25 protein-coding genes and 1 tRNA gene are annotated in these 26,240 nt (G+C 69.4%); 22 read left to right on the plus strand and 4 right to left on the minus strand.

Annotation, left to right across the window (positions count from 1 at the left end; translation table 11 throughout):
- Positions 1 to 41: 41 nt before the first annotated feature.
- On the minus strand, positions 42 to 419 hold the full coding sequence (locus A3862_RS21005; RefSeq protein WP_236961426.1) for a hypothetical protein: 378 nt from the start codon (positions 417 to 419) through the stop codon (positions 42 to 44).
- Between the two features lie 24 nt (positions 420 to 443).
- Positions 444 to 1,130 (minus strand): DNA-binding protein, encoded by a 687-nt coding sequence (locus A3862_RS21010; RefSeq protein ID WP_111473958.1) that lies wholly within the window; start codon positions 1,128 to 1,130, stop codon positions 444 to 446.
- 350 nt (positions 1,131 to 1,480) lie between these two features.
- Here A3862_RS21010 and A3862_RS21015 point away from each other — a divergent pair, with 350 nt between their 5' ends.
- Both A3862_RS21015 and A3862_RS21020 read left to right on the plus strand, forming a co-directional pair.
- Entirely contained in the window at positions 1,481 to 2,146 is a 666-nt protein-coding gene (locus tag A3862_RS21015; protein ID WP_043381882.1) for a response regulator transcription factor, read from the plus strand.
- Complete coding sequence (locus tag A3862_RS21020) at positions 2,146 to 3,471, plus strand: sensor histidine kinase (RefSeq protein WP_043757269.1); 1,326 nt, start codon at positions 2,146 to 2,148, stop codon at positions 3,469 to 3,471. The genes A3862_RS21015 and A3862_RS21020 overlap by 1 nt, the downstream gene beginning before the upstream one ends.
- A gap of 10 nt (positions 3,472 to 3,481) precedes the next feature.
- On the opposite strand, the gene A3862_RS21025 is transcribed toward A3862_RS21020, so the two are convergent.
- Positions 3,482 to 4,873, minus strand: coding sequence for an aminotransferase-like domain-containing protein (locus tag A3862_RS21025; protein ID WP_043381887.1), 1,392 nt, complete (start codon positions 4,871 to 4,873; stop codon positions 3,482 to 3,484).
- A gap of 126 nt (positions 4,874 to 4,999) precedes the next feature.
- Between A3862_RS21025 and A3862_RS21030 the strand changes: the two genes are divergently transcribed.
- Both A3862_RS21030 and A3862_RS21035 read left to right on the plus strand, forming a co-directional pair.
- The gene (locus A3862_RS21030) at positions 5,000 to 5,287 is read left to right on the plus strand and encodes a DUF1127 domain-containing protein (RefSeq protein ID WP_335645384.1); all 288 of its coding nucleotides are present in this window, start codon (positions 5,000 to 5,002) and stop codon (positions 5,285 to 5,287) included.
- A gap of 29 nt (positions 5,288 to 5,316) precedes the next feature.
- On the plus strand, positions 5,317 to 6,228 hold the full coding sequence (locus A3862_RS21035) for an EamA family transporter (protein ID WP_043757262.1): 912 nt from the start codon (positions 5,317 to 5,319) through the stop codon (positions 6,226 to 6,228).
- A gap of 97 nt (positions 6,229 to 6,325) precedes the next feature.
- Here the strand turns inward: A3862_RS21035 and A3862_RS21040 are convergent.
- A tRNA-Asp gene (locus A3862_RS21040) sits at positions 6,326 to 6,402 on the minus strand.
- A 363-nt stretch (positions 6,403 to 6,765) separates the two neighbouring features.
- Here A3862_RS21040 and A3862_RS21045 point away from each other — a divergent pair.
- The 18 genes from A3862_RS21045 (at position 6,766) to A3862_RS21130 (ending at position 25,947) form a co-directional block, all read left to right on the plus strand.
- On the plus strand, positions 6,766 to 7,131 hold the full coding sequence (locus A3862_RS21045) for an NADH-quinone oxidoreductase subunit A (protein WP_007560754.1): 366 nt from the start codon (positions 6,766 to 6,768) through the stop codon (positions 7,129 to 7,131).
- Positions 7,132 to 7,173: 42 nt separating this feature from the next.
- Positions 7,174 to 7,773, plus strand: coding sequence for a NuoB/complex I 20 kDa subunit family protein (locus A3862_RS21050; RefSeq protein WP_043353985.1), 600 nt, complete (start codon positions 7,174 to 7,176; stop codon positions 7,771 to 7,773).
- 9 nt (positions 7,774 to 7,782) lie between these two features.
- Positions 7,783 to 8,430: an NADH-quinone oxidoreductase subunit C gene (locus A3862_RS21055; protein ID WP_043381896.1), complete on the plus strand. Its 648-nt coding sequence runs from the start codon at positions 7,783 to 7,785 to the stop codon at positions 8,428 to 8,430.
- Positions 8,431 to 8,446: 16 nt separating this feature from the next.
- Positions 8,447 to 9,637: an NADH-quinone oxidoreductase subunit D gene (locus tag A3862_RS21060; protein WP_043353981.1), complete on the plus strand. Its 1,191-nt coding sequence runs from the start codon at positions 8,447 to 8,449 to the stop codon at positions 9,635 to 9,637.
- 9 nt (positions 9,638 to 9,646) lie between these two features.
- Positions 9,647 to 11,008 carry an NADH-quinone oxidoreductase subunit NuoE gene (nuoE, locus tag A3862_RS21065; protein ID WP_043757258.1) on the plus strand — a complete coding sequence of 454 codons (1,362 nt, stop codon included), beginning with the start codon at positions 9,647 to 9,649 and terminating at the stop codon, positions 11,006 to 11,008.
- A gap of 9 nt (positions 11,009 to 11,017) precedes the next feature.
- The gene (nuoF, locus tag A3862_RS21070; RefSeq protein WP_043353978.1) at positions 11,018 to 12,319 is read left to right on the plus strand and encodes an NADH-quinone oxidoreductase subunit NuoF; all 1,302 of its coding nucleotides are present in this window, start codon (positions 11,018 to 11,020) and stop codon (positions 12,317 to 12,319) included.
- A gap of 192 nt (positions 12,320 to 12,511) precedes the next feature.
- Positions 12,512 to 14,593 (plus strand): NADH-quinone oxidoreductase subunit NuoG, encoded by a 2,082-nt coding sequence (nuoG, locus tag A3862_RS21075; protein WP_043757255.1) that lies wholly within the window; start codon positions 12,512 to 12,514, stop codon positions 14,591 to 14,593.
- Positions 14,594 to 14,603: 10 nt separating this feature from the next.
- On the plus strand, positions 14,604 to 15,626 hold the full coding sequence (gene nuoH, locus A3862_RS21080) for an NADH-quinone oxidoreductase subunit NuoH (protein ID WP_043354215.1): 1,023 nt from the start codon (positions 14,604 to 14,606) through the stop codon (positions 15,624 to 15,626).
- 28 nt (positions 15,627 to 15,654) lie between these two features.
- Entirely contained in the window at positions 15,655 to 16,143 is a 489-nt protein-coding gene (gene nuoI / locus A3862_RS21085) for an NADH-quinone oxidoreductase subunit NuoI (protein ID WP_043354217.1), read from the plus strand.
- Between the two features lie 219 nt (positions 16,144 to 16,362).
- Entirely contained in the window at positions 16,363 to 16,983 is a 621-nt protein-coding gene (locus A3862_RS21090) for an NADH-quinone oxidoreductase subunit J (RefSeq protein WP_043354219.1), read from the plus strand.
- Positions 16,984 to 17,005: 22 nt separating this feature from the next.
- Positions 17,006 to 17,311 carry an NADH-quinone oxidoreductase subunit NuoK gene (gene nuoK / locus A3862_RS21095; protein WP_043351891.1) on the plus strand — a complete coding sequence of 102 codons (306 nt, stop codon included), beginning with the start codon at positions 17,006 to 17,008 and terminating at the stop codon, positions 17,309 to 17,311.
- Positions 17,312 to 17,393: 82 nt separating this feature from the next.
- Positions 17,394 to 19,502 carry an NADH-quinone oxidoreductase subunit L gene (gene nuoL, locus A3862_RS21100; protein WP_043757252.1) on the plus strand — a complete coding sequence of 703 codons (2,109 nt, stop codon included), beginning with the start codon at positions 17,394 to 17,396 and terminating at the stop codon, positions 19,500 to 19,502.
- 1 nt (position 19,503) lies between these two features.
- Positions 19,504 to 21,024 (plus strand): NADH-quinone oxidoreductase subunit M, encoded by a 1,521-nt coding sequence (locus A3862_RS21105; RefSeq protein WP_043354224.1) that lies wholly within the window; start codon positions 19,504 to 19,506, stop codon positions 21,022 to 21,024.
- 10 nt (positions 21,025 to 21,034) lie between these two features.
- Positions 21,035 to 22,480 carry an NADH-quinone oxidoreductase subunit NuoN gene (nuoN, locus tag A3862_RS21110; RefSeq protein WP_043354226.1) on the plus strand — a complete coding sequence of 482 codons (1,446 nt, stop codon included), beginning with the start codon at positions 21,035 to 21,037 and terminating at the stop codon, positions 22,478 to 22,480.
- A gap of 7 nt (positions 22,481 to 22,487) precedes the next feature.
- Complete coding sequence (locus tag A3862_RS21115; protein WP_043381909.1) at positions 22,488 to 23,291, plus strand: biotin--[acetyl-CoA-carboxylase] ligase; 804 nt, start codon at positions 22,488 to 22,490, stop codon at positions 23,289 to 23,291.
- A gap of 16 nt (positions 23,292 to 23,307) precedes the next feature.
- Complete coding sequence (locus tag A3862_RS21120) at positions 23,308 to 24,981, plus strand: ribonuclease J (protein WP_043354241.1); 1,674 nt, start codon at positions 23,308 to 23,310, stop codon at positions 24,979 to 24,981.
- 229 nt (positions 24,982 to 25,210) lie between these two features.
- On the plus strand, positions 25,211 to 25,615 hold the full coding sequence (gene mce / locus A3862_RS21125) for a methylmalonyl-CoA epimerase (protein ID WP_043381911.1): 405 nt from the start codon (positions 25,211 to 25,213) through the stop codon (positions 25,613 to 25,615).
- A gap of 5 nt (positions 25,616 to 25,620) precedes the next feature.
- Positions 25,621 to 25,947 carry a DUF1467 family protein gene (locus A3862_RS21130; RefSeq protein ID WP_043381913.1) on the plus strand — a complete coding sequence of 109 codons (327 nt, stop codon included), beginning with the start codon at positions 25,621 to 25,623 and terminating at the stop codon, positions 25,945 to 25,947.
- The last annotated feature ends 293 nt before the right edge of the window (positions 25,948 to 26,240 follow it).

Consider the following 26,240-nt stretch of genomic DNA (forward strand, 5'->3'; position numbering starts at 1 on the left):
CCGGGCTTAAGCGCGCCGTCCCGGCCTGTCCACGCCGGGGCTCAGCCGAGCTTCTTGAGGGCGCCGAGATCCACGTCGCCGTCCTGGCTGGTGAAGGTCAGGGTCTTGGCGGTCCCGTCCGCCTGCGCGACGCCGCCGATCCGGTGGTCGCCGCTGTCGTAGGTCGAGACCTGCCCGTCGCGGTCGATCAGCAGGCGGCGCTTGTCGGGGAAGAAGGCATATTTCATCCCGTTCTGCGCGCCGCTGGTCGCGGGCTCGCCGAGATCCTTCGGCCACCAGGGCTTCATGCCCTTCATCGGTTCCATGGGCTTCATGGGTTCCATAGGCTTCATCGGTTCCATCGGCTTCATCGGTTCCATGGCGCGCACCTCCTGCCGGTCGAGAGACAGGAGGACGCGGCAGGAGAGGAAGGGTTGCATGCGTCCCGCCCGCCGCGGCGGACCTCACAGCGGCGGGAGGCCCGGCGCCGGCCGCTTGCGCACCTGACCGTCGAAGCCGACATGGAGCTGCTGCTCGCGCCCGTCCCGGTCCTTGGCGGCCACCTCCAGATGACGCGGACCGCGGCCCGTGACCCGCACGTCGCTGTAGCCCGCCGCCTGGACCGATGCGGTCAGGGCGGTGGTGTCGAGCTTCGGCCCGAGACCGAGCCGGTCCTTGGCCCAGTCCAGGCTCCCCGTCGGCGGACCGCCCGCCGGCCCGAGCAGCAGCGTGCGCCCGTCCCCGTGGGTCAGGATCCGGGCATGCAGGAAGCCGGTCTCGAAACGGCCCTGCACCGTCACGGTCTCGCCCTTGGCGACGAGGCCGCCGTCCTCGCCCTCGCGACCCGTCTCCACGAGCGCGCGCCCGGTCCCGTCCTGCACCACGAACTTGTTGCCGAAGATCTCCGCGACCTCGCCCTTGATGGCCGTCGCGCCCGAGGGGGCCAGGGCCTGGATCGCCACCGGCGCGACCGGCGTCGGCTGGAACGGCGTTCCCTGCGCCAGGGACAGGCCGACGGCGCCGAGCGCCAGCGGCAGCGCCACCGCGCCGACCACCCAGGTCCGTCGCGGGATCGCCTTCGACGCCGGCGCGGCGGCTTCGGGCTCGCGGATCTCCCGCGCGGTCCCGTCGATGGTCTTGTCGTCGCTCATGATCTCATCCTCTGAAAGGGTCCGGATCCGCTCGATCCGATGCCCCTTCGTAGGGCGCCGCCGGCAATCCGGTCTGAACCGCGCGGTTCAGGCCCGGTTAAACGCGCCGCCCTAGAGCGCTTCGTGTGGAACCCGTGCGCGTTCAAAGGCTTGGCAGCGGGTGCTGATGCGGGCCGGCAGCTCGGCGCCCGCGTGGCCGTCCCGGCGGCCCAGGTGAGACAACGGCCCTAAGTCCTGGCGGCGGCAGGGTTCGCGGCCGCGGCCGCGGGTGAAATCAGCCGGATGCCCGGCGCATCGCTCCGGCGGCGGTCGAAACCGGCCATCGGGGGCCAGACGGGGAGATCAGACGCGTGAAGATCCTGCTGGTGGAGGACGACGCGGCCCTCGCGGCGGAGGTCGCCAAGGTCCTGCGCGCCGAGAATTTCGTGCTCGACCACGCCGCCACCGGCGAGGACGCCCAGCATCTCGGCGAGACCGAGGGCTACGATGCCGTCGTGCTCGATCTCGGCCTGCCGAAGGGCGACGGCGTCTCGGTCCTGCGGGCCTGGCGCGGGGCCGGGCGGACCCTGCCGGTGCTCGTGCTCACCGCCCGGGACGGCTGGAGCGACAAGGTCGCGGCCTTCAAGGCGGGGGCGGACGATTACCTCGTCAAGCCGGTCCGGGTGGAGGAGCTGGTGATCCGCCTGCGCGCCCTTGTCCGCCGGTCCCAGGGCGGCGGGGCGAGCCGGATCACCTGCGGCCCCCTGAGCTTCGATCCGGGGCTCGGCGCCTTCGAGCACGAGGGCCTGCCGCTCAAGCTCACCGGCCTGGAATGGCGGGTCCTCTCCTGCCTGATGCTGAACCGCGAGACCGTGGTGCCGCGCCTGCACCTGATCGAGCGGGTCTACGAGGGCGACGCGGACGTGGACTCGAACTCCGTCGAGGTGATCATCACGCGGCTGCGCCGGAAGATCGCGCCGGCCCGGATCGAGAGCGTGCGCGGCCACGGCTACCGCCTGCACGCGGAGCCCGCCTGATGGCGGAGGCGACGCAGCGGCGCTCGCTCCGCACACGCCTGCTGACCGCGGCCCTGGTGCTGGTGCTGGCCGCCCTGGTGGTGGCGGGCCTCGCCATCGGGGTCATCCTGCACCGGTTCGTTCGCGGGCAGCTCGACGGCCGCCTCGACGCGCAGATCGTGGCCCTGCGCGCGGGGCTCGAGGCCGGGATCCTCCCGCAGACGCTCGACGCACCACCCTTCGACCGGCCCGGCCCCGGCTGGGCCTGGGAGGTGCGCCGGGGACCCGAGACGATCCGCTCCGGCTCCCTGCGGGGCGGCGACATCCGCCTGTCCGACCCCGGTCCGGACGACGATCCGGGCCGGCCGCATCCGGCATCCGGCACGGGGCCGCACGGCGAGCCCCTCATCGCCCGGGTGCTGGTCATGCCAGGGCCCGAGTCCGCGACGATCGTGGCGGCGGCGCCGGAGGGAGAACTGCGCGGGCCGCTGCGCGAGGCGCTGACCAGCCTCGCCGTGGCGCTGGGCATCCTCGGCCTGTGCCTGCTCGCCGGTCTGGCAGTCCAGGTGCGCCTCGGCCTCGCGCCGCTGACGCGCCTGCGCGCGGACCTCGCATCGGTCCGGGCGGGGCGGCGCGAGCGCGTGCCGGCGGACCAGCCCGCCGAGATCGCGCCGGTGGTGGCGGAACTCAACGCCCTCCTCGATCAGAACGCGCAGAACCTCGAACGCGCCCGCGGCCACGTCGCCAACCTCGCCCACGCCCTCAAGACGCCGCTCGCCACCCTGTCGATGGCGCTCGCGGAGCCTGCCCGCGACCCGGACGGGGCCCTGCGCCGGCAGGTGGACGACATGGACCGGCGGGTGCGGCACCACCTCCGGCGCGCCCGGGCCGCGGCCCTGGCGGGATCGGCCCGGGGCCGCACGGCCCTGGCGCCCCGGCTGTCGGACCTGCGGGCTGCGCTCACGCGCATCTATGCCGAGAAGGGCGTGGCGATCGACCTCGACGTCCCGGAGGCCCTGTCGGTCCCCTGCGAGGGCCAGGATCTCGACGAGATGCTCGGCAACCTCGTGGACAATGCCTGCCGCTGGTGCCGGAGCCGCGTGCGGGTCTCCGCGACGGCGCGCGACGGCGGTGTGTCCCTGTCGGTGGAGGATGACGGGCCCGGCCTCGACCCGGCGGCGGCCTCCGCCGTCATGGCGCGGGGCCGCCGCCTCGACGAGGGCGTGCCGGGCCACGGCTTCGGGCTGCCGATCACCCTGGAACTCGCCGAACTCTACGGCGGCGGCCTGAGCCTCGGACGGTCCGAACTCGGCGGCCTGCGGGCGGACCTGGTTCTCCCGGCCTGACCGGGAACGCTCAGCCCAGCGCCTCCCGCAGGATCGGGCGGATCCGCGGATCGGCGCAATGGGCGACGTTGAAGCGCATGTAGCCGTTCCAGGCATCCGACAGGCTGAACGAGGTTCCCGGCGCCAGCACCATGCCGCGGGCGAGCGCCCGGCGGGCGACATCGGCCCCGTCGCGCCCGTCCGGCAGGCGCATCCACAGGAAGAAGCCGCCCCGGGGCTGCGCCCAGGTCTCCAGGCCGCAGGCGCGCAGCTCCGCGGCGGCCTGCACCATCGCGCCGGCGAGCCGGCGGCGGGTCTCGGCGAGGTGCCGCCGGTAGGCGCCCTCGGTGATGAGCGCATGCACCAGCGCGGCCGTGATGTGTCCGTTGCCGAGGCTGAGGGCCAGCTTGAGGTCGACCAGCGGCTCGACCCAGTCGGCCCGGAGCGCGATCCAGCCGCAGCGCGCCGCCGCCGACAGGGTCTTGGAGAAGCTGCCGATCTGGATCACCCGCTCCAGCCCGTCGAAGCCCGCGAGCCGCGGGGCCGCCTCGGGTTCGAGGTCGCCGAAGATCTCGTCCTCCACGATCAGCGTGTCGTGCGCCTCGCACAGCTTCAGCAGGCGGTGCGCCACGGTGGGCGCGAGGCTCGCCCCCGTCGGGTTCTGGAGGGCGGCGTTGGTCAGGTAGAAGCGCGGCCGGTGCTGCTCCAGCAGGGTCGCGAGCGCCCGCAGGTCCGGCCCCTCCGGCGTGATCGGCACGCCGACCACTGCGACGCGCTGTGCGCGCAGCAGCGCCAGGAAGTTGAAATAGCAGGGATCGTCCACCAGCACGGTGTCGCCGGGCTGGAGCAGGAAGCGGCAGACGAGGTCCAGCGCCTGCGTGGCCGATTCGACCAGCACGATCTGGTCCGGCTCGGCGCCGACGCCCTTCTCGCCGATCTTGCGGGCGATCTGGTGGCGCAGGGGCGCGTAGCCCAGGGGCCGGTCGTAATTGGTCATCTCGGCGAGGTCGGCCCGGGCCACCCGGCGCAGGCCCCGGCGGATCGCCTCGTGGGGCATCCAGGAATCGGGCAACCAGCCGGCCCCGGGCTTCAGCTGATCCGAGCCGGCCTGCTGCGCCTGCCGGGTGATCCAGAGCGGGTCGACGATCCGGTCGAGCCGCGGCCCCATCGCCTGGAGCGAGAGCGGCCGCGTCTTGCCGGCGACGTAGAAGCCAGAGCCCGGCCGCGCCACCACGGCGCCCTCGGCGGCGAGGCGCTCGTAGGCTTCCACGACCGTGGATTTCGAGACGCCCATCGTCTCCGCAAAGGCCCGCACCGACGGGATCCGCACGCCCGGAACCAGCCGCCGCGCCGCGATCCGTTCCCGGATCTCGCCGACCACGGCCTCGACGCGCGTCCCGGGACTTCTGACTGCGACCGCCATCCGTACTGCTCTTTCGTCCGGACAATTCTTCGGAACCGTACCGAAGTGTTCCTGTCGCCGCCAGCCCCGCGGCGCCAGGATCGCCCCGCCCCAGAACGATGGAGGAGGGGATCCATGAACCCGTGCATGACCGAAACCGCCACCCTCGAGGCCCGGACCGGGCGGCTCGCCCGGATGGCCGGAACCGTCCTCGCCCTCGCCGCCGAGATCCGCGCCGGCCTGTCGCGGGCGGCCATGAACCGCCGCGTGCTCCAGCGCCTGTCGACCCTGTCGGACCGGGAGCTGAAGGATATCGGGTTGACGCGCCAGGACGTGGCGGATGCCTGCGTTCCGGGCACCGGCGACGCGATCCATCGGCTGATCGGCCGCCGCGACGAGCGCCGCCAGGCACGGGGGGCGGCGCGGCGGTGGTGACGCGGCCGCGTGCGGCGTAGGATCCGCCCATGACGCTGCGCGACGGGCTCGCCGCAATCCTGGTGGTCACGATCCTCGGGCTGGCCTTCGTGGCCATCAAGGCCGGCCTCGAGACGGTGCCGCCGCTGATGCTGTGTGCCCTGCGCTTCGGCTTCGCGGCCCTGCCGGCGGCGCTGGTGATCCGGCCGCCCCGGGCCCCCATGGCCCTGGTGGCCGGATTCGGGCTCGCCCTCGGGGTCGGCCAGTTCGGGCTGCTCATGACCGCCATCCGCTTCGGGATGCCGGCCGGGCTGTCGTCGCTGCTGATCCAGGTCCAGGTGCCGCTCACCGTGGCGCTCGCCTGGGCGGTGCAGAAGGAGCGCCCGCGCGGCCTTCAGGTGGTGGGGGGCGGGATCGCGCTCCTCGGCGTCGCCGCGGTGGCGCTCGAGCGGAGCGGGGGCGCCCCGCCGGGCCCATTGCTCCTGGTCGTCGGCGCGGCCCTGTCCTGGGCCTGCGCGAACGTCATCGTGAAGCGGATCGGCCGGGTCGACATGCTGGCGCTGATGGTCTGGGGCAGCCTCGCCACCACGCCGCCGCTGCTGATCCTGTCGCTGATCATCGAGGGACCGGGCGCCCTGGCGGCACTGGCACATCCGAATTGGACGGCGGTCGGATCGGTCGCGTTCCAGGCCTACCCGACGACGCTCCTCGCGTTCGGCCTCTGGAACGGGCTCCTGACCCGCTACCCGGCGGCCGCGGTGACGCCCTTCGCCCTGCTGGTGCCGGTGGCCGGCATCCTGAGCACACATCTCGTCCTGGGCGAGCCGCTGAGCGCCGACATCCTGGTCGGTGGCAGCCTCATCCTGATCGGGATCGCGTTGAGTCTCAGGGGCGGCCGGTCCGCCGTCCGGTCCTCGGGCCGGGACGTCCTCGGCCCCGCGGCGGATGCTCCGCAGCCCTGACGTCAAAGTCGCGCTGCATGCGCCGCGCAGACCTGCCGCTCATGGCAAGCGTCGTCGCTCATGCGAGATCGGACCGACAAATGTTGAAGAAGGGACGTGGCGCGGGCGACGGGGCTCGAACCCGCGACCTCCGGCGTGACAGGCCGGCACTCTAACCAACTGAGCTACGCCCGCACGGCGTGGTCGCTTCGGAGGGGGCGTTTTGCCCGGCGACGGGGCGGGGTTTATGGGGCGCTTCGGGCCCTGTCAAGCGCATCCGGCGCGGATTCGCATGCGCGTCGCCTCAGGAACGCGGCGAGGCACCCCGACTCGGGGCCTGCGCGCGTCCGCCGTGTTGCGCCAGCGCCGCGCAAGCCCATCTTGGACATGACTGACAAGACGGCTGACAGCGCGCTTTGTGCGACGCGACAAGCCATTGTCACGGGCCGGCGGCTCGACTAAGCCTCCGGCCGCGCGCATCCTGGCATAAGAACAATTCCACGGGCGTATCCGGGTCGGCGTCGCACCGCGGTTTCACTCCTCTCGCGAGGCCCTGGCATGACCGGATTGTTGGCGGATTACCTGCCGCTCATCGTGTTCATCGGCGTGGCGCTGTTCATCGCCACCGCGCTGCTGGTCGTCCCCTTCCTGGTCGCCTTCAAGAGCCCCGATCCCGAGAAGCTTTCGGCCTACGAGTGCGGCTTCAACGCGTTCGACGACGCCCGCATGAAGTTCGACGTGCGCTTCTACCTTGTCGCCATCCTGTTCATCATCTTCGACCTCGAGGTCGCGTTCCTCTTCCCCTGGGCGATCACCTTCGGGGATCTGGGCTGGTTCGGCTTCTGGTCGATGATCGTCTTCCTGGGCGTGTTGACCGTCGGCTTCGTCTACGAGTGGCGCAAGGGCGCCCTCGAATGGGATTGATGCCCCGCCGCTCGCCGCCCGCATTGCATTCCTGAGTCGCCGATGGCCCTGATCACCGACACGAACCGCGCCCTGTCCCGCGCCCCCGCGATCGCGCCCCAGCCTAAGGGGATCATCGATCCCAACACCGGCCGTCCGATCGGCGCGGACGATCCGACCTTCCTGTCGATCAGCGACGAGTTGGCCGATCGGGGCTTCCTGCTGACCACCACGGACGAGCTGATCAACTGGGCCCGCACCGGCTCGCTGATGTGGATGACCTTCGGCCTCGCCTGCTGCGCGGTCGAGATGATGCAGATGTCGATGCCGCGCTACGATTGCGAGCGGTTCGGCTTCGCGCCCCGCGGCTCGCCCCGCCAGTCCGACGTGATGATCGTCGCCGGCACGCTGACCAACAAGATGGCCCCGGCGCTGCGTAAGGTCTACGACCAGATGCCGGAGCCCCGCTACGTCATCTCCATGGGTTCCTGCGCCAACGGCGGCGGCTACTACCACTATTCCTATTCGGTGGTGCGCGGCTGCGACCGGGTGGTGCCGGTGGACATCTACGTGCCCGGCTGCCCGCCCACCGCCGAGGCGCTGCTCTACGGCGTGCTGCTGCTGCAGAAGAAGATCCGCCGGACCGGCACGATCGAGCGCTGAGGAGCGGCCATGACGAACGGCATCTCGATCCTGCCCCACACCCAGCCGGCCTACGGCGCCGACGCCGTCGCCGCCTTGGCCGAGCGGGTCACCGGCGCCCTCGGGCCCGCGGTGGTATCCCACACCATCGCGTTCGGCGAGCTGACGCTGGTGGTCCAGGCCTCCGACATCGTCTACGCGCTGACCTACCTGCGCGACGATCCGGCCTGCGCCTTCCGCAACTTCATCGACATTTGCGGCGTGGACTACCCGCAGCGCGAGAAGCGCTTCGACGTGGTCTATCACCTGCTCTCCCTGCGCCATAACCTGCGAATCCGGGTGAAGGTGCAGACCGACGAGGTGACCCCCGTCCCGTCGGTGATCGAGGTGTTCCCCGCCGCCAACTGGTACGAGCGCGAGACCTACGACCTCTACGGGATCCTGTTCTCGGGCCATCCCGACCTGCGCCGCCTGCTCACCGATTACGGCTTCGAGGGGCACCCCCTGCGCAAGGACTTCCCGCTGACCGGCTTCGTCGAGGTCCGCTACGACCAGGACCAGGCGCGGGTGGTCTACGAGCCGGTCCAGCTGACGCAGGAATTCCGGAACTTCGACTTCTTGTCCCCGTGGGAAGGCACCGACTACGTGCTGCCGGGCGACGAGAAGACGTCGGCATGAGCCGCGGAGACCGCCCGTGACCGAACACAACATCCGCAACTTCGCGATCAACTTCGGCCCGCAGCACCCGGCCGCGCACGGCGTGCTGCGCCTCGTGCTGGAACTCGACGGCGAGGTGGTCGAGCGGGTCGATCCGCATATCGGGCTGCTCCACCGCGGCACCGAGAAGCTCATCGAGTACAAGACCTACCTGCAGGCGACGCCCTATTTCGACCGGCTCGATTACGTGTCGCCGATGAACCAGGAGCACGCCTTCTGCCTGGCGATCGAGAGGCTCGCCGGGATCGAGGTGCCGCGCCGCGCGCAGCTGATCCGCGTGCTGTTCTGCGAGATCGGCCGCCTGCTGTCGCACCTCCTCAACGTCACCACGCAGGCGATGGATGTCGGCGCCCTCACGCCCCCGCTCTGGGGCTTCGAGGAGCGCGAGAAGCTGATGATCTTCTACGAGCGGGCCTCCGGCGCCCGGCTCCACGCCAACTACTTCCGGCCCGGCGGCGTCCATCAGGACCTGCCGCCGAAGCTGATCGACGACATCGACGCGTTCTGCGACCCGTTCCTGCAGGTCGTCCAGGATCTCGACGACCTCGTCATGGCCAACCGCATCTTCAAGCAGCGCAACGTCGATATCGGCATCGTGTCGGTGGACGAGGCGATGGAGTGGGGCTTCTCGGGCGTGATGGTGCGCGGCTCAGGGATTCCCTGGGACCTGCGCAAGGCGCAGCCCTACGAGTGCTACGAGGAGATGGAGTTCGACATCCCCGTCGGAAAGAACGGCGACACCTACGATCGCCAGGTGATCCGCATGGAGGAGATGCGCCAGTCCGTGCGCATCATGAAGCAATGCGTCGCCAAGCTGCGCGAGCCCGCCGGCCAGGGGCCGATCGCCTCGGTTGATGGCAAGTTCGCCCCGCCGCCGCGTCGGGAGATGAAGCGCTCGATGGAGGCGCTCATCCACCACTTCAAGCTCTACACCGAGGGCTTCCACGTGCCCGAGGGCGAGGTCTACGCCGCCGTGGAAGCGCCGAAGGGCGAGTTCGGCGTCTATCTCGTGTCGGATGGAACCAACAAGCCGTATCGCTGCAAGATCCGCGCGCCGGGCTTCGCGCATCTTCAGGCGATGGACTGGATGTGCCGCGGGCACCTCTTAGCCGACGTGTCCTGCGTGCTCGGCACGCTCGACATCGTGTTCGGTGAAGTGGATCGGTAAGTTAGAGCGATGGCAAACCGCAGACTCGCCCCCGCCTCGGAGCAGCCCGAGAGCTTCGCGTTTTCCCCCGAGAACGCCGAGTGGGCCAAGACCCAGATCGCCAAGTACCCGGAAGGCCGTCAGGCCTCCGCGGTGATCTCGCTCCTGTGGCGGGCGCAGGAGCAGAACGGCGGCTGGCTGCCGCGGGCGGCCATCGAGGCGGTGGCGGCCGAGCTCGGCATGCCGAACATCCGCGTGCTGGAGGTGGCCACCTTCTACACGATGTTCGCCCTCGAGCCCGTGGGTCGCTTCTGGATCCAGGTCTGCGGCACGGTGCCGTGCGATTCCTGCGGTGCGCGGGGTCTCAAGGAGATGCTGCAGGCCCGGCTCGGCCCCCCCGGCCACGTCTCGGCGGACGGCACCTTCTCGTGGCTCGAGGTCGAGTGCCTGGGCGCCTGCTGCAACGCGCCGATGGTGCAGATCAACCAGGACTACTACGAGGACCTGACGCCCGAATCCCTCGGCCAGCTGATGGACGACCTCGCCGCCGGACGGCCCGTGAAGGTCGGCTCGCAGACCGGGCGCGTCTCGTCCGAGCCCCAGGGCGCCGTGAACACGCTCACCGACCCGACCCTGTTCGACGGCTCGCGCGTCGGCGCGTGGCGCAAGCGCTTCGAGGAGGCCGGAAAGGTCGAGACGCCGGCCGCCCAGACCGGCGAGGCGGCCTCCGGAACGCAGCAGGCAGCCGAGAACCCGAAGCCGGCGCGGCCCGATGCCGGCCGGCCGATCGAGCGTCCGGCCTCCGACGCGCCGGCCCAGCGCGCCGCCAACGGCGAGACGCCGGTCAAGGCGGAGGATCGCGCCGACGCGGCCGAGCGCGGCCGGTCCACCGCGAAGCACGGCTCCGCCCGGCCGGGCGACGCGGACGTGCTCGATTCGCCGGCCAAGCGTGTCGCCGAGGGCGAGCCCGCCGCCGGCGACCAGGGCCATCAGGACGTGCCGGCGCGCGACGCCGTCCCGCAGCAGCCGGAAGCGTCGGGCGCCAGCGCGGGCGAAGTCGCGGCCGAGGCCGAGGAAGCCCGCATCGCCGGCGCCCTCGCGGCCCTGCCGAAGGATGCGAGCCCGGAGCAGAAGGCCGACGCCGTGGGCAAGCGCCCGCCGGGCCTCGACGCCGCCCGCGCCGGGAAGCCGGACGATCTGACGCGCATCACGGGCGTCGGCCCGGGCAACAGCCAGCGCCTGAACGGGCTCGGCATCTACCATTTCGACCAGATCGCCGCGTGGTCCCGCGACGAGATCACCTGGGTCGGCACCTACCTCGCGTTCCCGGGTCGCATCGACCGGGAGAACTGGGTGGGGCAGGCCAAGGCCCTGTCGGCGCCGGCTCAGTGAGGACCTGACATGCTGTCGGATCAGGATCGCATCTTCACCAACCTCTACGGGCTCCACTCGCCGGGCCTGGACGCCGCCAAGAAGCGTGGCGCCTGGGACGGGACCAAGTTCCTGCTGGAACAGGGCCGCGACTGGATCATCGAGGAGATGAAGGCCTCGGGCCTGCGCGGCCGCGGCGGCGCGGGCTTCCCCACCGGCCTCAAATGGTCGTTCATGCCCAAGAAGTCCGACGGGCGCCCGCACTACCTCGTGGTCAACGCCGACGAGTCGGAGCCGGGCACCTGCAAGGACCGGGAGATCATGCGGCACGACCCGCATCTCCTGATCGAAGGCTGCATGCTGGCCTGCTTCGCGATGAACGCGCATGCCTGCTACGTCTACATCCGCGGCGAGTACGTCGCCGAGAAGCACGCCCTCCAGAAGGCCGTGGACGAGGCCTACGCGGCCCGCCTCGTCGGCCAGTCGAACGTGCACGACTACCCGTTCGACATCTACGTCCACCACGGCGCCGGCGCCTATATCTGCGGCGAGGAGACCGCGCTCATCGAGAGCCTGGAGGGCAAGAAGGGGATGCCGCGGCTGAAGCCGCCGTTCCCGGCCAATATGGGCCTCTACGGCTGCCCCACGACGGTGAACAACGTCGAGTCGATCGCGGTCGCCGGCACGATCCTGCGCCGGGGCGGCGCGTGGTTCGCGGGCCTGGGCGGCAAGAACAACACCGGCACCAAGCTCTTCTGCGTCTCCGGGCACGTCAACAAGCCGTGCAACGTCGAGGAGGAGCTGGGCATCACCTTCCGGGAGCTGATCGACCGTCATTGCGGCGGCATGCGCGGCGGCTGGGACAATCTTTTGTGTTCCATCCCGGGCGGTTCCTCAGTCCCCCTTGTTCCCGCGGAACAAATCATCGACGCGAAGATGGATTTCGACACCCTGCGCAACCTCGGCTCCGGCCTGGGCACGGCAGCGGTGATCGTGCTCGACAAGTCCACCGACATCGTCGCGGCGATCACCCGGATCTCGTACTTCTACAAGCACGAATCCTGCGGCCAGTGCACGCCGTGCCGGGAGGGCACGGGCTGGATGTGGCGGGTGATGCAGCGCATGACCGAGGGCCGCGCCCAGAAGCGCGAGATCGACATGCTGTTCGAGGTGACCAAGCAGATCGAGGGTCACACGATCTGCGCGCTGGGCGACGCGGCGGCCTGGCCGATCCAGGGCCTGATCCGGCACTTCCGCCCCGAGATCGAGAAGCGCATCGACCGCTACACCGCGAACCCGCACAGCGAGCCTGTGCCGATGGCTGCGGAGTAAAGGCGCTATGCCGGTGTCCAACCCACAGCCTCAGCCTGAGATGCCCGCGTCGGCGGGCCTCGCGGGAGGCCTCCCGAGATCGCGAGGCGGGCTGGACATCTCCTTCGAGGCTCGGCTGCGCCTCGCACCTCAGGATGAGGGTGCGGGTGGGATCCGGCCTCGTGCGTTTGGGCCAGTTTACGAGACGATCCGATGACAAAAATCCTCGTCGACGGCACCGAGGTTGACGTCCCCGCCGATTACACGCTGCTCCAGGCCTGCGAGGCCGCGGGGGCCGAGATCCCGCGCTTCTGCTTCCACGAGCGCCTGTCGATCGCCGGCAATTGCCGCATGTGCCTCGTCGAGCTGAAGGGCGCGCCCAAGCCCGTGGCCTCCTGCGCCTACGCGGTGAAGGATTGCCGCCCCGGCCCGAACGGCGAGCCGCCGGAGGTGCTGACCCGCTCGCAGGGGACCAAGAAGGCCCGCGAGGGGGTGATGGAGTTCCTCCTCATCAACCACCCCCTCGACTGCCCGATCTGCGACCAGGGCGGCCATTGCGACCTGCAGGACCAGGCCATGGCCTACGGGGTCGATTCGACCCGCTACACGGAGAACAAGCGGGCGGTCGAGGAGAAGCATATCGGCCCGCTGGTGCGGACCGCGATGAACCGCTGCATCCACTGCACCCGCTGCGTGCGCTTCCTCGCCGAGGTGGCGGGCGTGCCCGACCTCGGCGCCATCGGCCGCGGCGAGGACATGGAGATCACGAGCTACCTCGAGCAGTCGATGGCCTCGGAGCTTCAGGGCAACGTCGCCGATCTCTGCCCGGTCGGCGCGCTCGTGCACCGGCCGCAGAGCTACAACGTCCGGCCGTGGGAGCTGAACAAGACCGAGTCGGTCGACGTGATGGACGCGGTCGGCTCGGCGATCCGCATCGACACCCGCGGCCGCGAGGTCATGCAGATCGAGCCGCGGATCAGCGAGGAGATCAACGAGGAGTGGATCTCCGACAAGACCCGCTACCACATCGACGGGCTGCGGATGCAGCGCCTCGACCGGCCGTACCTGCGCGAGAACGGCCGGCTGCGGCCCGCCTCCTGGGGTGAGGCGTTCCAGGCCATCGCCGCCAAGGTGAAGGGCGCGGATCCGAAGCGCATCGGCGCCGTGGTCGGCGATCTCGCGGGCGTCGAGGAGATGTTCGCGCTCCGCGAGCTGATCAAGAGCCTCGGCACGCCGAACCTCGATTGCCGCCAGACCGATGCCGGGCTCGACCCGGCGCTCGGCCGCGCCTCCTACATCTTCAACCCGACCATTCCGGGCATCGAGGCGGCGGACGCGATCCTGATCGTCGGCGCCAACCCGCGCACCGAGGCCTCGCTGCTCAATGTCCGCATCCGCAAGCGCTGGCGCATGGCGCCGCTGGCGGTGGGCGTGATCGGGGAGCCGGTCGATCTGACCTATCCGAGCCATTATATCGGCGCCAGCCCCGACTCGTTGGCGGCGCTCGCCCGCGGCGAGCACAGCTTCCTCGACGTCCTCAAGGAAGCCAAGGCGCCGCTCGTCCTCGTCGGCGCCCATGCCGAGCCGGGCGTCCTGGCCGCGGCGGCGTCGCTGGCGAAGTCGATCGGCGCGATCTCGGCCGAGTGGAACGGCTTCGGCGTGCTGCACACGGCCGCGGCCCGCGTCGGCGCGCTCGATCTCGGCTTCGTGCCGGGGGAGGGCGGCCTGACCTTCGCGCAGATGCTGGAGCCGGGCGCGCTGGACGTCCTGTTCAACCTCGGCGCCGACGAGCGCGACGTCGCCCCGGGCGCCTTCGTGATCTACCAGGGCAGCCATGGCGACCGCGGCGCCTCCCGCGCCGACGTGATCCTGCCGGGGGCCGCCTACAGCGAGAAGTCGGCGACCTGGGTGAACACGGAAGGCCGGGTCCAGATGGGCAACCGCGCCGCGTTCCCGCCGGGCGACGCCCGCGAGGACTGGGCGATCCTGCGCGCCCTGTCGGACGTCCTCGGCAAGCGCCTGCCCTTCGATTCGCTCACCGCGCTCCGCCAAGCGCTCTATGCCGCCCACCCGCATTTCGCGGCGATCGGCGCCGTGGAGCCGGGCGACGTCGTGGAGGCGGCGGAGAAGCTGATCCGTCTCGGCAGCGCGACCGGCGGGCCGGCCTTCGCTTCGCCCGTGACCGACTTCTACCTCACCAACCCGATCGCCCGCGCCTCGCGGATCCTCGCCGAGTGCTCGCGCCTTGCCCGGGAGCGCGCCGCAGAGGCACAGCCCCTCGCGGCGGCCGAGTAGGAGCCCACCGATGACGTCGCTCGAAATCCTCGGGACCGTGCTCCTGATCGTGCTGAAGAGCTTCGTGCTGCTCTCGGCGCTCCTCGTCTTCATCGCCTACGCGCTGCTCGCCGACCGGAAGATCTGGGCGGCGGTGCAGCTTCGGCGCGGGCCGAACGTGGTCGGACCCTTCGGCCTGTTCCAGTCCTTCGCCGACCTGATCAAGTTCGTGCTCAAGGAGCCGGTGATCCCGGCCGGGGCCAACAAGGCGATCTACCTGCTGGCGCCGCTGGTCTTCGCGATGCTCGCCCTGTCGAGCTGGGCGGTGATTCCGCTCGCCGACGGCTGGGCGATCGCCGACATCAATGTCGGCATCACCTACATCTTCGCGATCTCGTCGCTCGGGGTCTACGGCGTCATCATGGGCGGCTGGGCGTCGAACTCGAAATACGCCTTCCTCGGGGCGCTCCGCTCGGCGGCGCAGATGATCTCCTACGAGGTCTCCCTCGGCTTCGTGATCATCTGCGTGCTGCTCTGCGCCGGCTCGCTCAACCTCTCCCGCATCGTGATGGCGCAGGACACGAGCCTCGGGATCTTCGGCTGGTACTGGCTGTGGCTGTTCCCGATGTTCGTGGTGTTCTTCATCTCGGCGCTCGCCGAGACGAACCGCCCGCCCTTCGACCTGCCGGAGGCCGAATCGGAACTCGTGGCCGGCTACATGGTCGAGTATTCCTCGACCCCGTACCTCCTGTTCATGCTGGGCGAGTACGTCGCCATCATGAGCATGTGCGCGCTCGGAACCATCCTGTTCCTGGGCGGCTGGCTCTCGCCGATCCCCTTCGCGCCCTTCACCTGGGTTCCCGGGGTGATCTGGTTCGTCCTGAAGGCGAGCTTCCTGTTCTTTCTGTTCGCGATGGTGAAATCCATCGTCCCCCGCTACCGCTACGATCAGCTCATGCGCCTCGGCTGGAAGGTCTTCCTGCCGATCTCGCTGGTCTCGGTCGTCGTCGTCGCCTTCGTGCTCAAGCTGACCGGCCTCGCGCCGGGCGCCTGAGCCCACCCGTCGAATCGGAGATCCGGGCATGAAGCTCGATCAGGTCGCCAAGAGCCTTCTGCTGAAAGAGTTCGTGTCGGGGATGGTCCTCGGCATGCGCTACTTCTTCAAGCCGAAGGCCACGATCAACTACCCCTTCGAGATGGGCCATCGCGGCCCGCGCTTCCGGGGTGAGCATGCCCTGCGCCGCTATCCCAACGGCGAGGAGCGCTGCATCGCCTGCAAGCTCTGCGAGGCGATCTGCCCGGCGCAGGCCATCACCATCGAGGCGGGCCCCCGCCGGAACGACGGCACCCGCCGCACGACGCGCTACGACATCGACATGGTGAAGTGCATCTATTGCGGCATGTGCCAGGAGGCCTGCCCGGTGGATGCGATCGTCGAGGGGCCGAATTTCGAGTTCTCGGTCGAGACCCGTGAGGAACTGCTCTACGACAAGCAGAAGCTCCTGCTGAACGGTGACCGTTGGGAACGCGAGATCGCCCGCAACATCGCGATGGACGCACCGTATCGCTGACGCATCGTCCCGAAAGGCGGCCACCTGCTTTCGGAAGAAGGCGGTGAGGCGCAAGGGGATGGCGCAACGTCCCGGTCCCGTTGTCCATGACGATGCGCGAGACATGACGGAGGCGCTGTTGTGCCCCCGCCGACCGGGTTCTATAGACGGGCCGCCCGCTGCGGACCGTTTCAACGCACGGCAGAAGGGGCCGCTCCGGCGGCCGATCCCGATCAGCGCATGACCGCAGCAGCCGCCTTCTTCTACCTGTTCGCGAGCGTCACGGTCGCGTCGGGCTTCATGGTGATCGCCTCGCGCAATCCCGTAGCCTCGGTGCTGTTCCTGATCCTCGCCTTCGTGAACGCCGCCGGGCTGTTCGTCCTGATGGGCGCCGAGTTCCTCGCGATGATCCTCGTGGTCGTCTACGTGGGCGCGGTGGCGGTGCTGTTCCTGTTCGTGGTGATGATGCTCGACGTCGATTTCGCCGAGCTGCGCCAGGGCTTCCAGCAATACCTGCCGATCGGCGGCCTGATCGGGGCGATCTTCCTCGTTGAGCTGTTGCTGGTGGTGGGCTCCTGGAGCATCGATCCGGGCCTCGTCCAGGCGCCCCTCGGCAACGTCGCGTCGGCCGAGAACCTCACCAACGCCCAGGCGCTCGGCCGGGTGCTGTACACCGACTACGCCTACTTCTTTCAGCTCGCCGGCCTGATCCTGCTGGTGGCGATGATCGGCGCCATCGTGCTGACGCTCCGCGACCGGCCGGGCGTGAAGCGCCAGGACATCGCGGTCCAGAACGCCCGCACCCAGGCCATGGCTGTGGAGACCCGCAAGGTCCCGTCGCGCCAGGGTGTCGAGGTCTGATGTCCGCCGGAGGTTTCGAACGATGATCGGCCTGAGCCACTACCTCACCGTCGCGGCGATCCTATTCACGCTCGGCGTGCTCGGCATCTTCATCAACCGCAAGAACATCATCGTCATCCTGATGTCGATCGAGCTGATCCTGCTCTCGGTCAACATCAACCTCGTCGCCTTCTCGACGCAGCTCAACGACATCACCGGACAGGTCTTCGCCCTGTTCGTGCTGACCGTGGCGGCCGCCGAATCGGCGATCGGCCTCGCCATCCTCGTGGTGTTCTTCCGCAATCGCGGGTCGATCGCGGTGGAAGACGTCAGCATGATGAAGGGCTAGGGCCTTCTTCTTCGCGCGCCCCGAGTGACATCCGGACGCCGCCGCCCCGCGGTCGGCCCGGAGGACGGACTGCAAGAGAGCGATGTATCACGCGATCGTCTTCTTCCCGCTCATCGGCTTCCTGATCGCCGGCCTGTTCGGCCGGTACATCGGGGCGCGGGCCTGTGAGTACATCACCACGTCCTTCCTCGCCTTCACGGCGCTGATCGCCTGGGGCGTGTTCATCGACGGCGGTCCGGCCGAGCGCGTGCAGGTCGCCTCCTGGTTCGCGGCCGGCGACCTCCAGGTCGACTGGGCCTTCAAGATCGACACCCTGACGCGGGTGATGCTGGTGGTGGTCACCACCGTCTCGACCCTCGTGCACCTTTACTCCGTGGGCTACATGGAGGAGGACCCGCACCGGCCGCGCTTCTTCGCCTACCTGTCGCTGTTCACCTTCGCCATGCTGATGCTGGTGACGGCCGACAACCTCGTGCAGATGTTCTTCGGCTGGGAGGGCGTGGGCCTCGCCTCCTACCTGCTGATCGGCTTCTGGTACGAGAAGCCCTCGGCCAACGCCGCCGCCATGAAGGCGTTCATCGTCAACCGCGTGGGCGATTTCGGCTTCTCGCTGGGCATCTTCCTGACCTTCGTCCTCACCGGCTCGGTGGCGTTCGACGCGATTTTCGACAAGGTCGACGCGATCAAGACGCTCTCCTTCCACTTCCTCGGCTACGACTGGAACGCCCTGACGCTCGCCTGCCTGCTCCTGTTCATGGGCGCCATGGGCAAGTCGGCGCAGTTCCTGCTCCACACGTGGCTGCCCGACGCCATGGAGGGCCCGACCCCGGTCTCGGCGCTGATCCATGCCGCCACCATGGTCACCGCCGGCGTCTTCATGGTCGCCCGCCTGTCGCCGCTCTTCGAGGAAGCGCCGAACGCGCTCATCGTCGTGACGGTGATCGGCGGCATCACGGCGTTCTTCGCGGCGACGATCGGCCTCGTGCAGAACGACATCAAGCGGGTGATCGCCTACTCGACCTGCTCGCAGCTCGGCTACATGTTCGTGGCGCTCGGCGTCGGCGCCTATTCGGCCGGCGTGTTCCACCTGTTCACCCACGCCTTCTTCAAGGCGCTGCTGTTCCTCGGGGCCGGCTCGGTCATCCACGCGATGCACCACGAGCAGGACATGCGGAACATGGGCGGCCTGCGCCGTTACATTCCCTATACCAGCGCCATGATGGCGATCGGCTCCCTCGCGCTGATCGGCTTCCCCTACACGGCCGGCTACTACTCGAAGGACGCGATCATCGAGGCCGCCTACGCCTCGACCCGGCCGGGCCACACGCTCGCCTTCCTGTGCGTTGTGGTGGCGGCGTTCTTCACCTCGTTCTACTCCTGGCGCCTGTTCTTCATGACCTTCGAGGGACCGGCCCGCTGGGGTGCGCATGCCGCGCACGACCATCACGACGCTCCCGCGGTGGCGCATTCCACCCTGGCGCACGAGGCCGACGGCCTGCCCGGTCACACCGAGGGCGCGGCCCACGACGATCACGGCCACGACATCGAGCCGGCCCACAGGAGCGACCTCGTCGCCGACGACCATCACGGGCACGGCCACCACGGTGACCACACGCCCCACGAGAGCCCGCTGGTGATGACGATCCCGCTGGCGATCCTCGCCTTCGGCGCGCTGTTCGCCGGGATCATCTTCCACGACCGCTTCATCGGCGAGGGGATGGACGCGTTCTGGGGCCACGCCCTGGCGCACGGGCCGAACAACCACATCATGCACGAGATCCACGAGGTTCCGGCGCTGGTCTCCTACTCCCCGTTGATCATGCTGATCCTCGGCTTCGTCCTGGCCTACTGGATGTACATCCGCCGGCCGGAGCTGCCCGGCGAGCTCGCCGCGCAGCAGCCGTCGCTGTACCGGTTCCTGCTCAACAAGTGGTACTTCGACGAGATCTACGACCGGATCTTCGTCCGCCCGGCCAAGGATTTCGGCCTGTTCCTCTGGAAGCAGGGCGACGGTCGGATCATCGACGGCCTCGGGCCGAACGGCATCGCGGCGCGCGTCGTGGACGTGACCCGCGGCGTGGTCCGGCTCCAGACCGGCTATGTCTACCACTACGCCTTCGTGATGCTCATCGGCGTCGCCGGCCTGATCAGCTGGTACCTGATGTCCGGCCTGCCCAAGGGGGCTCACTGACATGCTCGGCCTCGGCATCCTCTCCGGCCTGCTGATCGTCCCGCTCTGCGGCGCGGCCTTCATCCTGACGCTGAACGGCGACGAGGAATCGGTCGCGCGCAACAGCCGCTGGGCCGCCCTCGCGACGACAATCGTCACCTTCCTGCTCTCCCTGGTGGCCTGGAACCGCTACGACGCCGCCTCGTCGAGCTTCCAGCTGGTGGAGAGCCACGCGTGGCTCACCGAGACGATCCGGTTCAAGCTCGGCGTCGACGGCTTCTCGATGCCGCTGATCCTGCTGACCACCTTCCTGATGCCGTTCTGCATCGGCGCGTCGTGGCACTCGATCCACTTCCGGGTGAAGGAGTACTTCGTCGCCTTCCTCGTCCTCGAGACGACGATGATCGGCGTGTTCGCCTCTCTCGACCTGCTGCTGTTCTACCTGTTCTTCGAGGCCGGCCTGATCCCGATGTTCCTGATCATCGGCATCTGGGGCGGCGCGCGCCGGATCTACGCGAGCTTCAAGTTCTTCCTCTACACCCTGCTCGGCTCGGTGCTGATGCTGCTGGCCGTGATGGCGATGTACTGGCAGGCCGGCACGACCGACATCCCGACCCTGCTGCAGTACCGCTTCCCGGTGCAGATGCAGACATGGCTGTGGCTCGCCTTCTTCGCCTCCTTCGCGGTGAAGATGCCGATGTGGCCGGTCCATACCTGGCTGCCCGACGCCCACGTGGAGGCGCCCACGGCCGGCTCGGTGATCCTGGCCGGCATCCTCCTGAAGATGGGCGGCTACGGCTTCATCCGGATCTCCCTCCCGATGCTGCCGGTGGCGAGCCACGACTTCGCGCCCTTCGTCTTCGCCCTGTCGGTGATCGCGATCATCTTCACGTCGCTCACCGCGATGATGCAGACCGACATCAAGAAGCTGATCGCCTACTCGTCGGTGGCCCATATGGGCTTCGTGACGCTCGGCCTGTTCACCCTGAACGAGCAGGGCATCCAGGGCGCGCTGTTCCTGATGATCTCGCACGGCATCGTGTCGGGGGCGCTCTTCCTCTGCGTCGGTGTGGTCTACGACCGGATGCACACCCGTGAGATCGCCGCCTATGGCGGCCTCGTGAAGCGGATGCCGCTCTACGCGGTGGCCATGCTGATCTTCACCATGGCCAATGTCGGCCTGCCCGGCACCTCCGGCTTCGTGGGCGAGTTCCTGGCGATGCTCGGCGCCTTCAAGGCGAACCCGAATGTGGCCTTCTTCTCGACCTTCGGCATCATCCTGTCGGCGGCCTATGCCCTGTGGCTCTACGCCCGGGTGGTCTACGGCAAGCTGGAGAAGCCCAACCTCCAGGGCATCCTGGATCTGGATACCCGCGAAAAGATCATCCTGGCGCCGCTGGTGGTGCTGACGATCTACTATGGGGTGCACCCGGCTCCCGTGCTCGACGTGTTCGCGCCCTCCACGGATGCGCTGATGGCGAGCATGAAGGCCGCCCTCTCGAACACCCAGACGGCCGCCGCGGCGCTGCCGATCCCGCGCTGAGGCGGACACCATGACAACCGTCCACTCCGTCCTGCCCTCCCTGGCGCCGCTCCTGCCCGAGCTGATCCTCGGCGTCGGCGTCATGGTCCTGATCCTCTACGGCGCCTGGCGCGGCGAACGCTCCGCCGAGACCGTGAGCATCGGCGCCCTGGTCCTGCTCCTCGTCGCCCTGTCGGTGGTGATCTCCCAGCCGGCCCAAGGTCGGGTGACCACCCTGTCGGGCGCGTTCGTGTCGGATGCCTTCTCCAAGGTGATGAAGTCGCTGGTGCTGCTCGGCTCCTCGGCGACGATCCTGCTGGCGCACGACTTCTTCAAGCGCGAGCGCATCGACCGGTTCGAGTTCCCCGTGCTGATCGTGCTCTGCACCATCGGCATGATGGTGATGGTCTCGGCCAACGACCTGATCGCGCTGTATCTCGGCCTCGAGCTTCAGTCGCTCGCCGCCTACGTGATCGCCGCCTTCCACCGGGACGACGTCAAGTCCACCGAGGCCGGCCTCAAGTACTTCGTGCTCGGCGCGCTCTCCTCCGGCATGCTGCTCTACGGTGCCTCGCTGGTCTACGGCTTCACCGGCACCGTCTCGTTCCCCGGCATCGTCTCGGCGCTCACCGAGAATGCCGGCTTCGGCATCGTGCTGGGTATCGTGTTCCTGGCGGCCGGCGTGTGCTTCAAGCTGGCGGCCGTGCCGTTCCACATGTGGACGCCCGACGTCTACGAGGGCTCGCCGACCCCGGTGACGGCCTTCTTCGCCTCGGCGCCCAAGATGGCCGCCGTGGCGATGACCGTGCGGGTCTTCATCGGCGCCATGCCGGACGTGACGGCGATCTGGCAGCAGATCTTCATCTTCGTCTCGATCGCGTCGATGGCGCTCGGCTCCTTCGCGGCCATCGGCCAGACTTCGATCAAGCGCCTGATGGCCTACTCGTCGATCGCCAATATCGGCTACGCGCTGATCGGGCTCGCCTCCGGCTCGGAGGAGGGGATCAGCGGGCTCGTCATCTACATGATCATCTACCTCGCGATGACCCTCGGCACCTTCGCGATCATCCTGTCGCTCCGGCGCAGGGAGGTGATGTTCGAGAAGATCGACGATCTGTCCGGTCTGTCGCGGACGCATCCGTGGCTGGCCTTCTGCCTCGCCGCGATGATGTTCTCGCTGGCCGGCATCCCGCCGCTGGCCGGGTTCTTCGCGAAGTTCTACGTCTTCGCCGCCGCGATCAAGGCGGGCCTTGTCACTCTGGCGGTGATCGGCGTCGTCACCAGCGTCGTCGGCGCCTACTACTACCTGCGGCTGGTCAAGATCATGTATTTCGATGAGCCCCGGGAGCCCTACGAGACGATGGCGCCGGGCCTGCGCGTGGTGCTCGCCCTCTCGAGCGTCGTGGTGGTGCTGTTCTTCCTCCTGCCCGGGCCGCTGGTCGGCGCCGCAGGCCGGGCCGCCCGGTCTCTGTTCTAGGACAGCCTTGCCCTACCGACTGGGGTCCGCGGCGCGCGCCGAGGGCCATCGCCTGCATGTCCACGAGACCCTCGGCTCCACCAACACGGAGGCGATGGCTCAGGCGCGCGCGGGCGAGACCGGCCCCCTCTGGGTGGTGACCCACCGTCAGGAGGCGGGCCGCGGCCGTCGCGGCAACAGCTGGGCCTCGCTGCCGGGCAACCTCGCGGCGAGCGTGCTGTGGCCCATCGCCGGGGTAGCGCCAGACCACCTCGCCGAACTCGGCTTCGTGGCCGGCCTCGCGCTGATCGAGGCGCTGGAGGCGACCTGCGGCACCCTGCCGGATACCGGATCCGGCAGCGCCGCCCGATCTCTGCAGCTCAAGTGGCCGAACGACGTCCTGCTCGGTGGCGCCAAGCTCGCCGGCCTGCTTCTGGAGGCCGAGACGCTGCCGGGCGGCCGGCGCACCGCGGTGATCGGCTTCGGCGTCAACGTCGCGGCGGCCCCGGACGGGCTCGCCGCAATGAGCTTGGCGGCGGCGGGTTACGCCGGGGGCGCCGAGGCGCTACTGGAACATCTCTCGGACCGGATGGCCGCGCAGGCGCGCGCCTGGGACCGGGGACGGAATTTCGCTGACCTGCGCGCGGCTTGGCTCGCGCGGGCCGCGGGTCTCGGAACCGAGATCGCGGTGCGCAGCGGCGGGCACATCCTGCGGGGCGTGTTCGAGACGATCGACGAGGGGGGGCGGCTCGTGATCCTCGCCCCCGATGGGAATCGGCATACCGTGACGGCGGGCGAGGTGCATTTCGGAACGGCCGCGACGGCGGCCTGAGTTTGGACGACGACAGATGGCAATGGGACAGGAGGAGCTGGTCTTCCTGCCGCTCGGCGGCGTGGGCGAGATCGGAATGAATGCGGCGCTCTACGGGTTCGGCCCGGAGAAGGGCCGGAAATGGATCATGGTCGATTGCGGCATGGGCTTCGCCGGCGAAGAGCAGATGCCGGGGGTGGACCTGATGTTCCCCGACCTCTCCTTCATCGAGGAGCGGCGCAAGGACCTGCTGGGGATCTTCATCACCCACGCGCACGAGGACCATATCGGGGCGATCTCGGAGCTGTGGCCCCGGCTCAAGGTCCCGGTCTACGCGACCCGTTTCGCCAAGAACCTGCTGGAGACCCGGCGCCTCTCCGAGCCCGGCGCCCCGAAGGTCGAGCTGCGTGAGGTCAAGCCCGGCCGGCGTGTGACCGTCGGACCGTTCGAGCTCGAGTATGTGCCGGTCTCGCACTCGATCCCGGAATCGAACGCCATCGCGATCCGCACCGCCGCGGGCCTCGTGCTCCACACCGGCGACTGGAAGATCGACCCGACCCCGGTGGCCGGCTCGGTCACCTCGCCGGAGGCGTTCACGGCGCTCGGCGACGAGGGTATCCTCGCCATCGTCTGCGACTCGACCAACGTCGTGCGCGAGGGCTTCTCGCCCAGCGAGAAGACCGTGGCCGAGACCCTCAAGACGCTGATCGCGGACGCCCCCCACCGGGTCGCGGTGACCACCTTCGCGTCGAACGTCGCCCGCATCCGCGCGGTCGCCGAAGCCGCCGTCGCCTGCGGCCGCGAGGTCATCGCAGTCGGCCGCGCCATGGACCGGGTGATCGATGTGGCCCGCGAATGCGGCTACCTGGATGGCCTGCCGGAATTCCGCCGCGCTGATTCCTGGAAGAGCCTGCCGCGGGAGCGGGTCGTGGCCCTGCTCACCGGATCGCAGGGCGAGCCGCGGGCCGCGTTGGCCCGGGTCTCCCGCCGGGACCATCCGGATATCAGCCTCACCGCCGGTGATCAGGTGATCTTCTCCTCGCGCGCCATTCCCGGCAACGAGCGCGATGTCGGATCGATCATCAACGACCTGATCGAGCAGGGCGTCGAGGTGATCACCGACCGCACCGACCTCGTCCACGTCTCCGGCCACCCGCGCCGGGACGAGATGGTCGAGATGTACAAGTGGACCCGTCCCGGCACGGCGATCCCGGTCCACGGCGAGGCCCTGCACCTCGACGAGCATGCCCGCTTCGCCAGGGCGCAGGGCGTGCAGAACGTGGTCAAGGCCCGCAACGGCAGCCTGATCCGCCTGAGCCCCGGCACGCCGGCGGTGGTCGACCACGTGAAGGCCGGCCGGCTGTTCAAGGACGGCGACGTCTTGATCGACGAGAAGGACCGGGCGATCCCGGAACGGCGCAAGCTCATGCAGGCCGGCCTGGTCTCGGTGGCGATCGCCATCGACGAGGACGGCGTGGTTCTCGGCGAGCCGGCGGTGGACATCATCGGCCTGCCGAACCGCGGCCGGTCCGGCGAGCCGTTGATCGAAACGGTCGTGGATGCGGTCTCCCGCACCCTGTCGGGGATGTCGCGGGGCAAGCTCAAGGACTCGGAGAGCGTCGAGAAGACGGTCGACCGGGCGGTGCGCACCGCGGTCAACGAGGTCTGGGGCAAGAAGCCCGCCTGCCACGTGCAGGTGGTCGAAGTTTAAGCTACGACGACAGACGAACGGACCACGGCAGGTCCGGTCCAGACCCTCATCCTGAGACCCCTGCACAGGGGGTCTCAGGGGCGCCCTCCAGCGGGACGCGCGATCCTTGGCGCGTTCCTCGGGGCGTTCCTTGGCGGGCGCCTTCGCGGCGGCTCGCGCAGGCCCGAGGATGAGGGTGCGCCTGGAAGCAGCGGCCTGCCGATCGGTACGCGAACGGGGAGGAAGCAACATGATCGGCCGTCTCAATCACGTGGCCATCGCCGTACAGGATCTCGACGCCGCCTGCGCGGTCTATCGCGACACGCTCGGCGCCACGATCACCCCGCCGCTCCCGCAGCCGGAGCACGGTGTCACGGTCGTGTTCGTCGAGTTGCCGAACAGCAAGATCGAGCTGATGTCCCCCCTCGGGGAGGGCTCGCCGATCGAAGCCTTCGTGGCCCGCAACCCGGGCGGTGGAATCCACCACGTCTGCTACGAGGTCGACGACATCCTGGCCGCCCGCGACAAGCTCAAGGCCCAGGGCGCCCGGGTCCTCGGCACCGGCGAGCCGCGGATCGGAGCCCACGGCAAGCCGGTCCTGTTCCTTCACCCCAAGGACTTCCTGGGAACCCTGGTCGAGCTGGAGCAGGTGTGAGCCGGATGATGCACAGCCTGGCCCGCTCGACGCCGGTGACCCTGGCGGTGATCACCGTGCTGATCGCCGCCTTCGTGGCCGCGGCGGTGAGCCTGTTCAAGCTGACGGTGGGCGGCGCGATCGCCCTTTACTTCGTGGTCTGGTGGACGCTGCTCTTCGCGGTCCTGCCCCTGCGCAACCAGCCCGAGACGCGGCCCACCCACGTGGTCCCGGGCCAGGATCCCGGCGCTCCGGCGGCGCCGCGGCTGCGCGAGAAGGCCATCTGGACGACGCTGGTCGCAGGGGCCGCTTTCCTGATCGCCCTGGCGGTGTTCCCCCTGGCCGGGCTGTAGGACGGCTCAGGCCGGGGGTTTCTCCGAGCTCGCGGTAAGACAGGCCCATGCCCGGGCTCACGCCTCCGGGCAATGCGTGCGGGACGTCATCGGAGGGATAGGCCCGCCGCACGCAGCGGTCTGACGGCGACCATTTGTCTCCCGGGGGTCGAAGGGTCGGGACCCGCCCGGCTCTCGGTGCTGAACGGGTCGCCTCCGGCGGCCTTCAGCGCTGTCCCTCGACAAGCGCCCGGTGGACGGAGCAACGCACCCCGCCGCCAAGAATAAAAAAAGCAAGGCCCGAGGCCTTGCTT

Origin of the sequence: Methylobacterium sp. XJLW (assembly GCF_003254375.1) — a bacterium.
Classification (GTDB): Bacteria; Pseudomonadota; Alphaproteobacteria; order Rhizobiales; family Beijerinckiaceae; genus Methylobacterium; species Methylobacterium fujisawaense.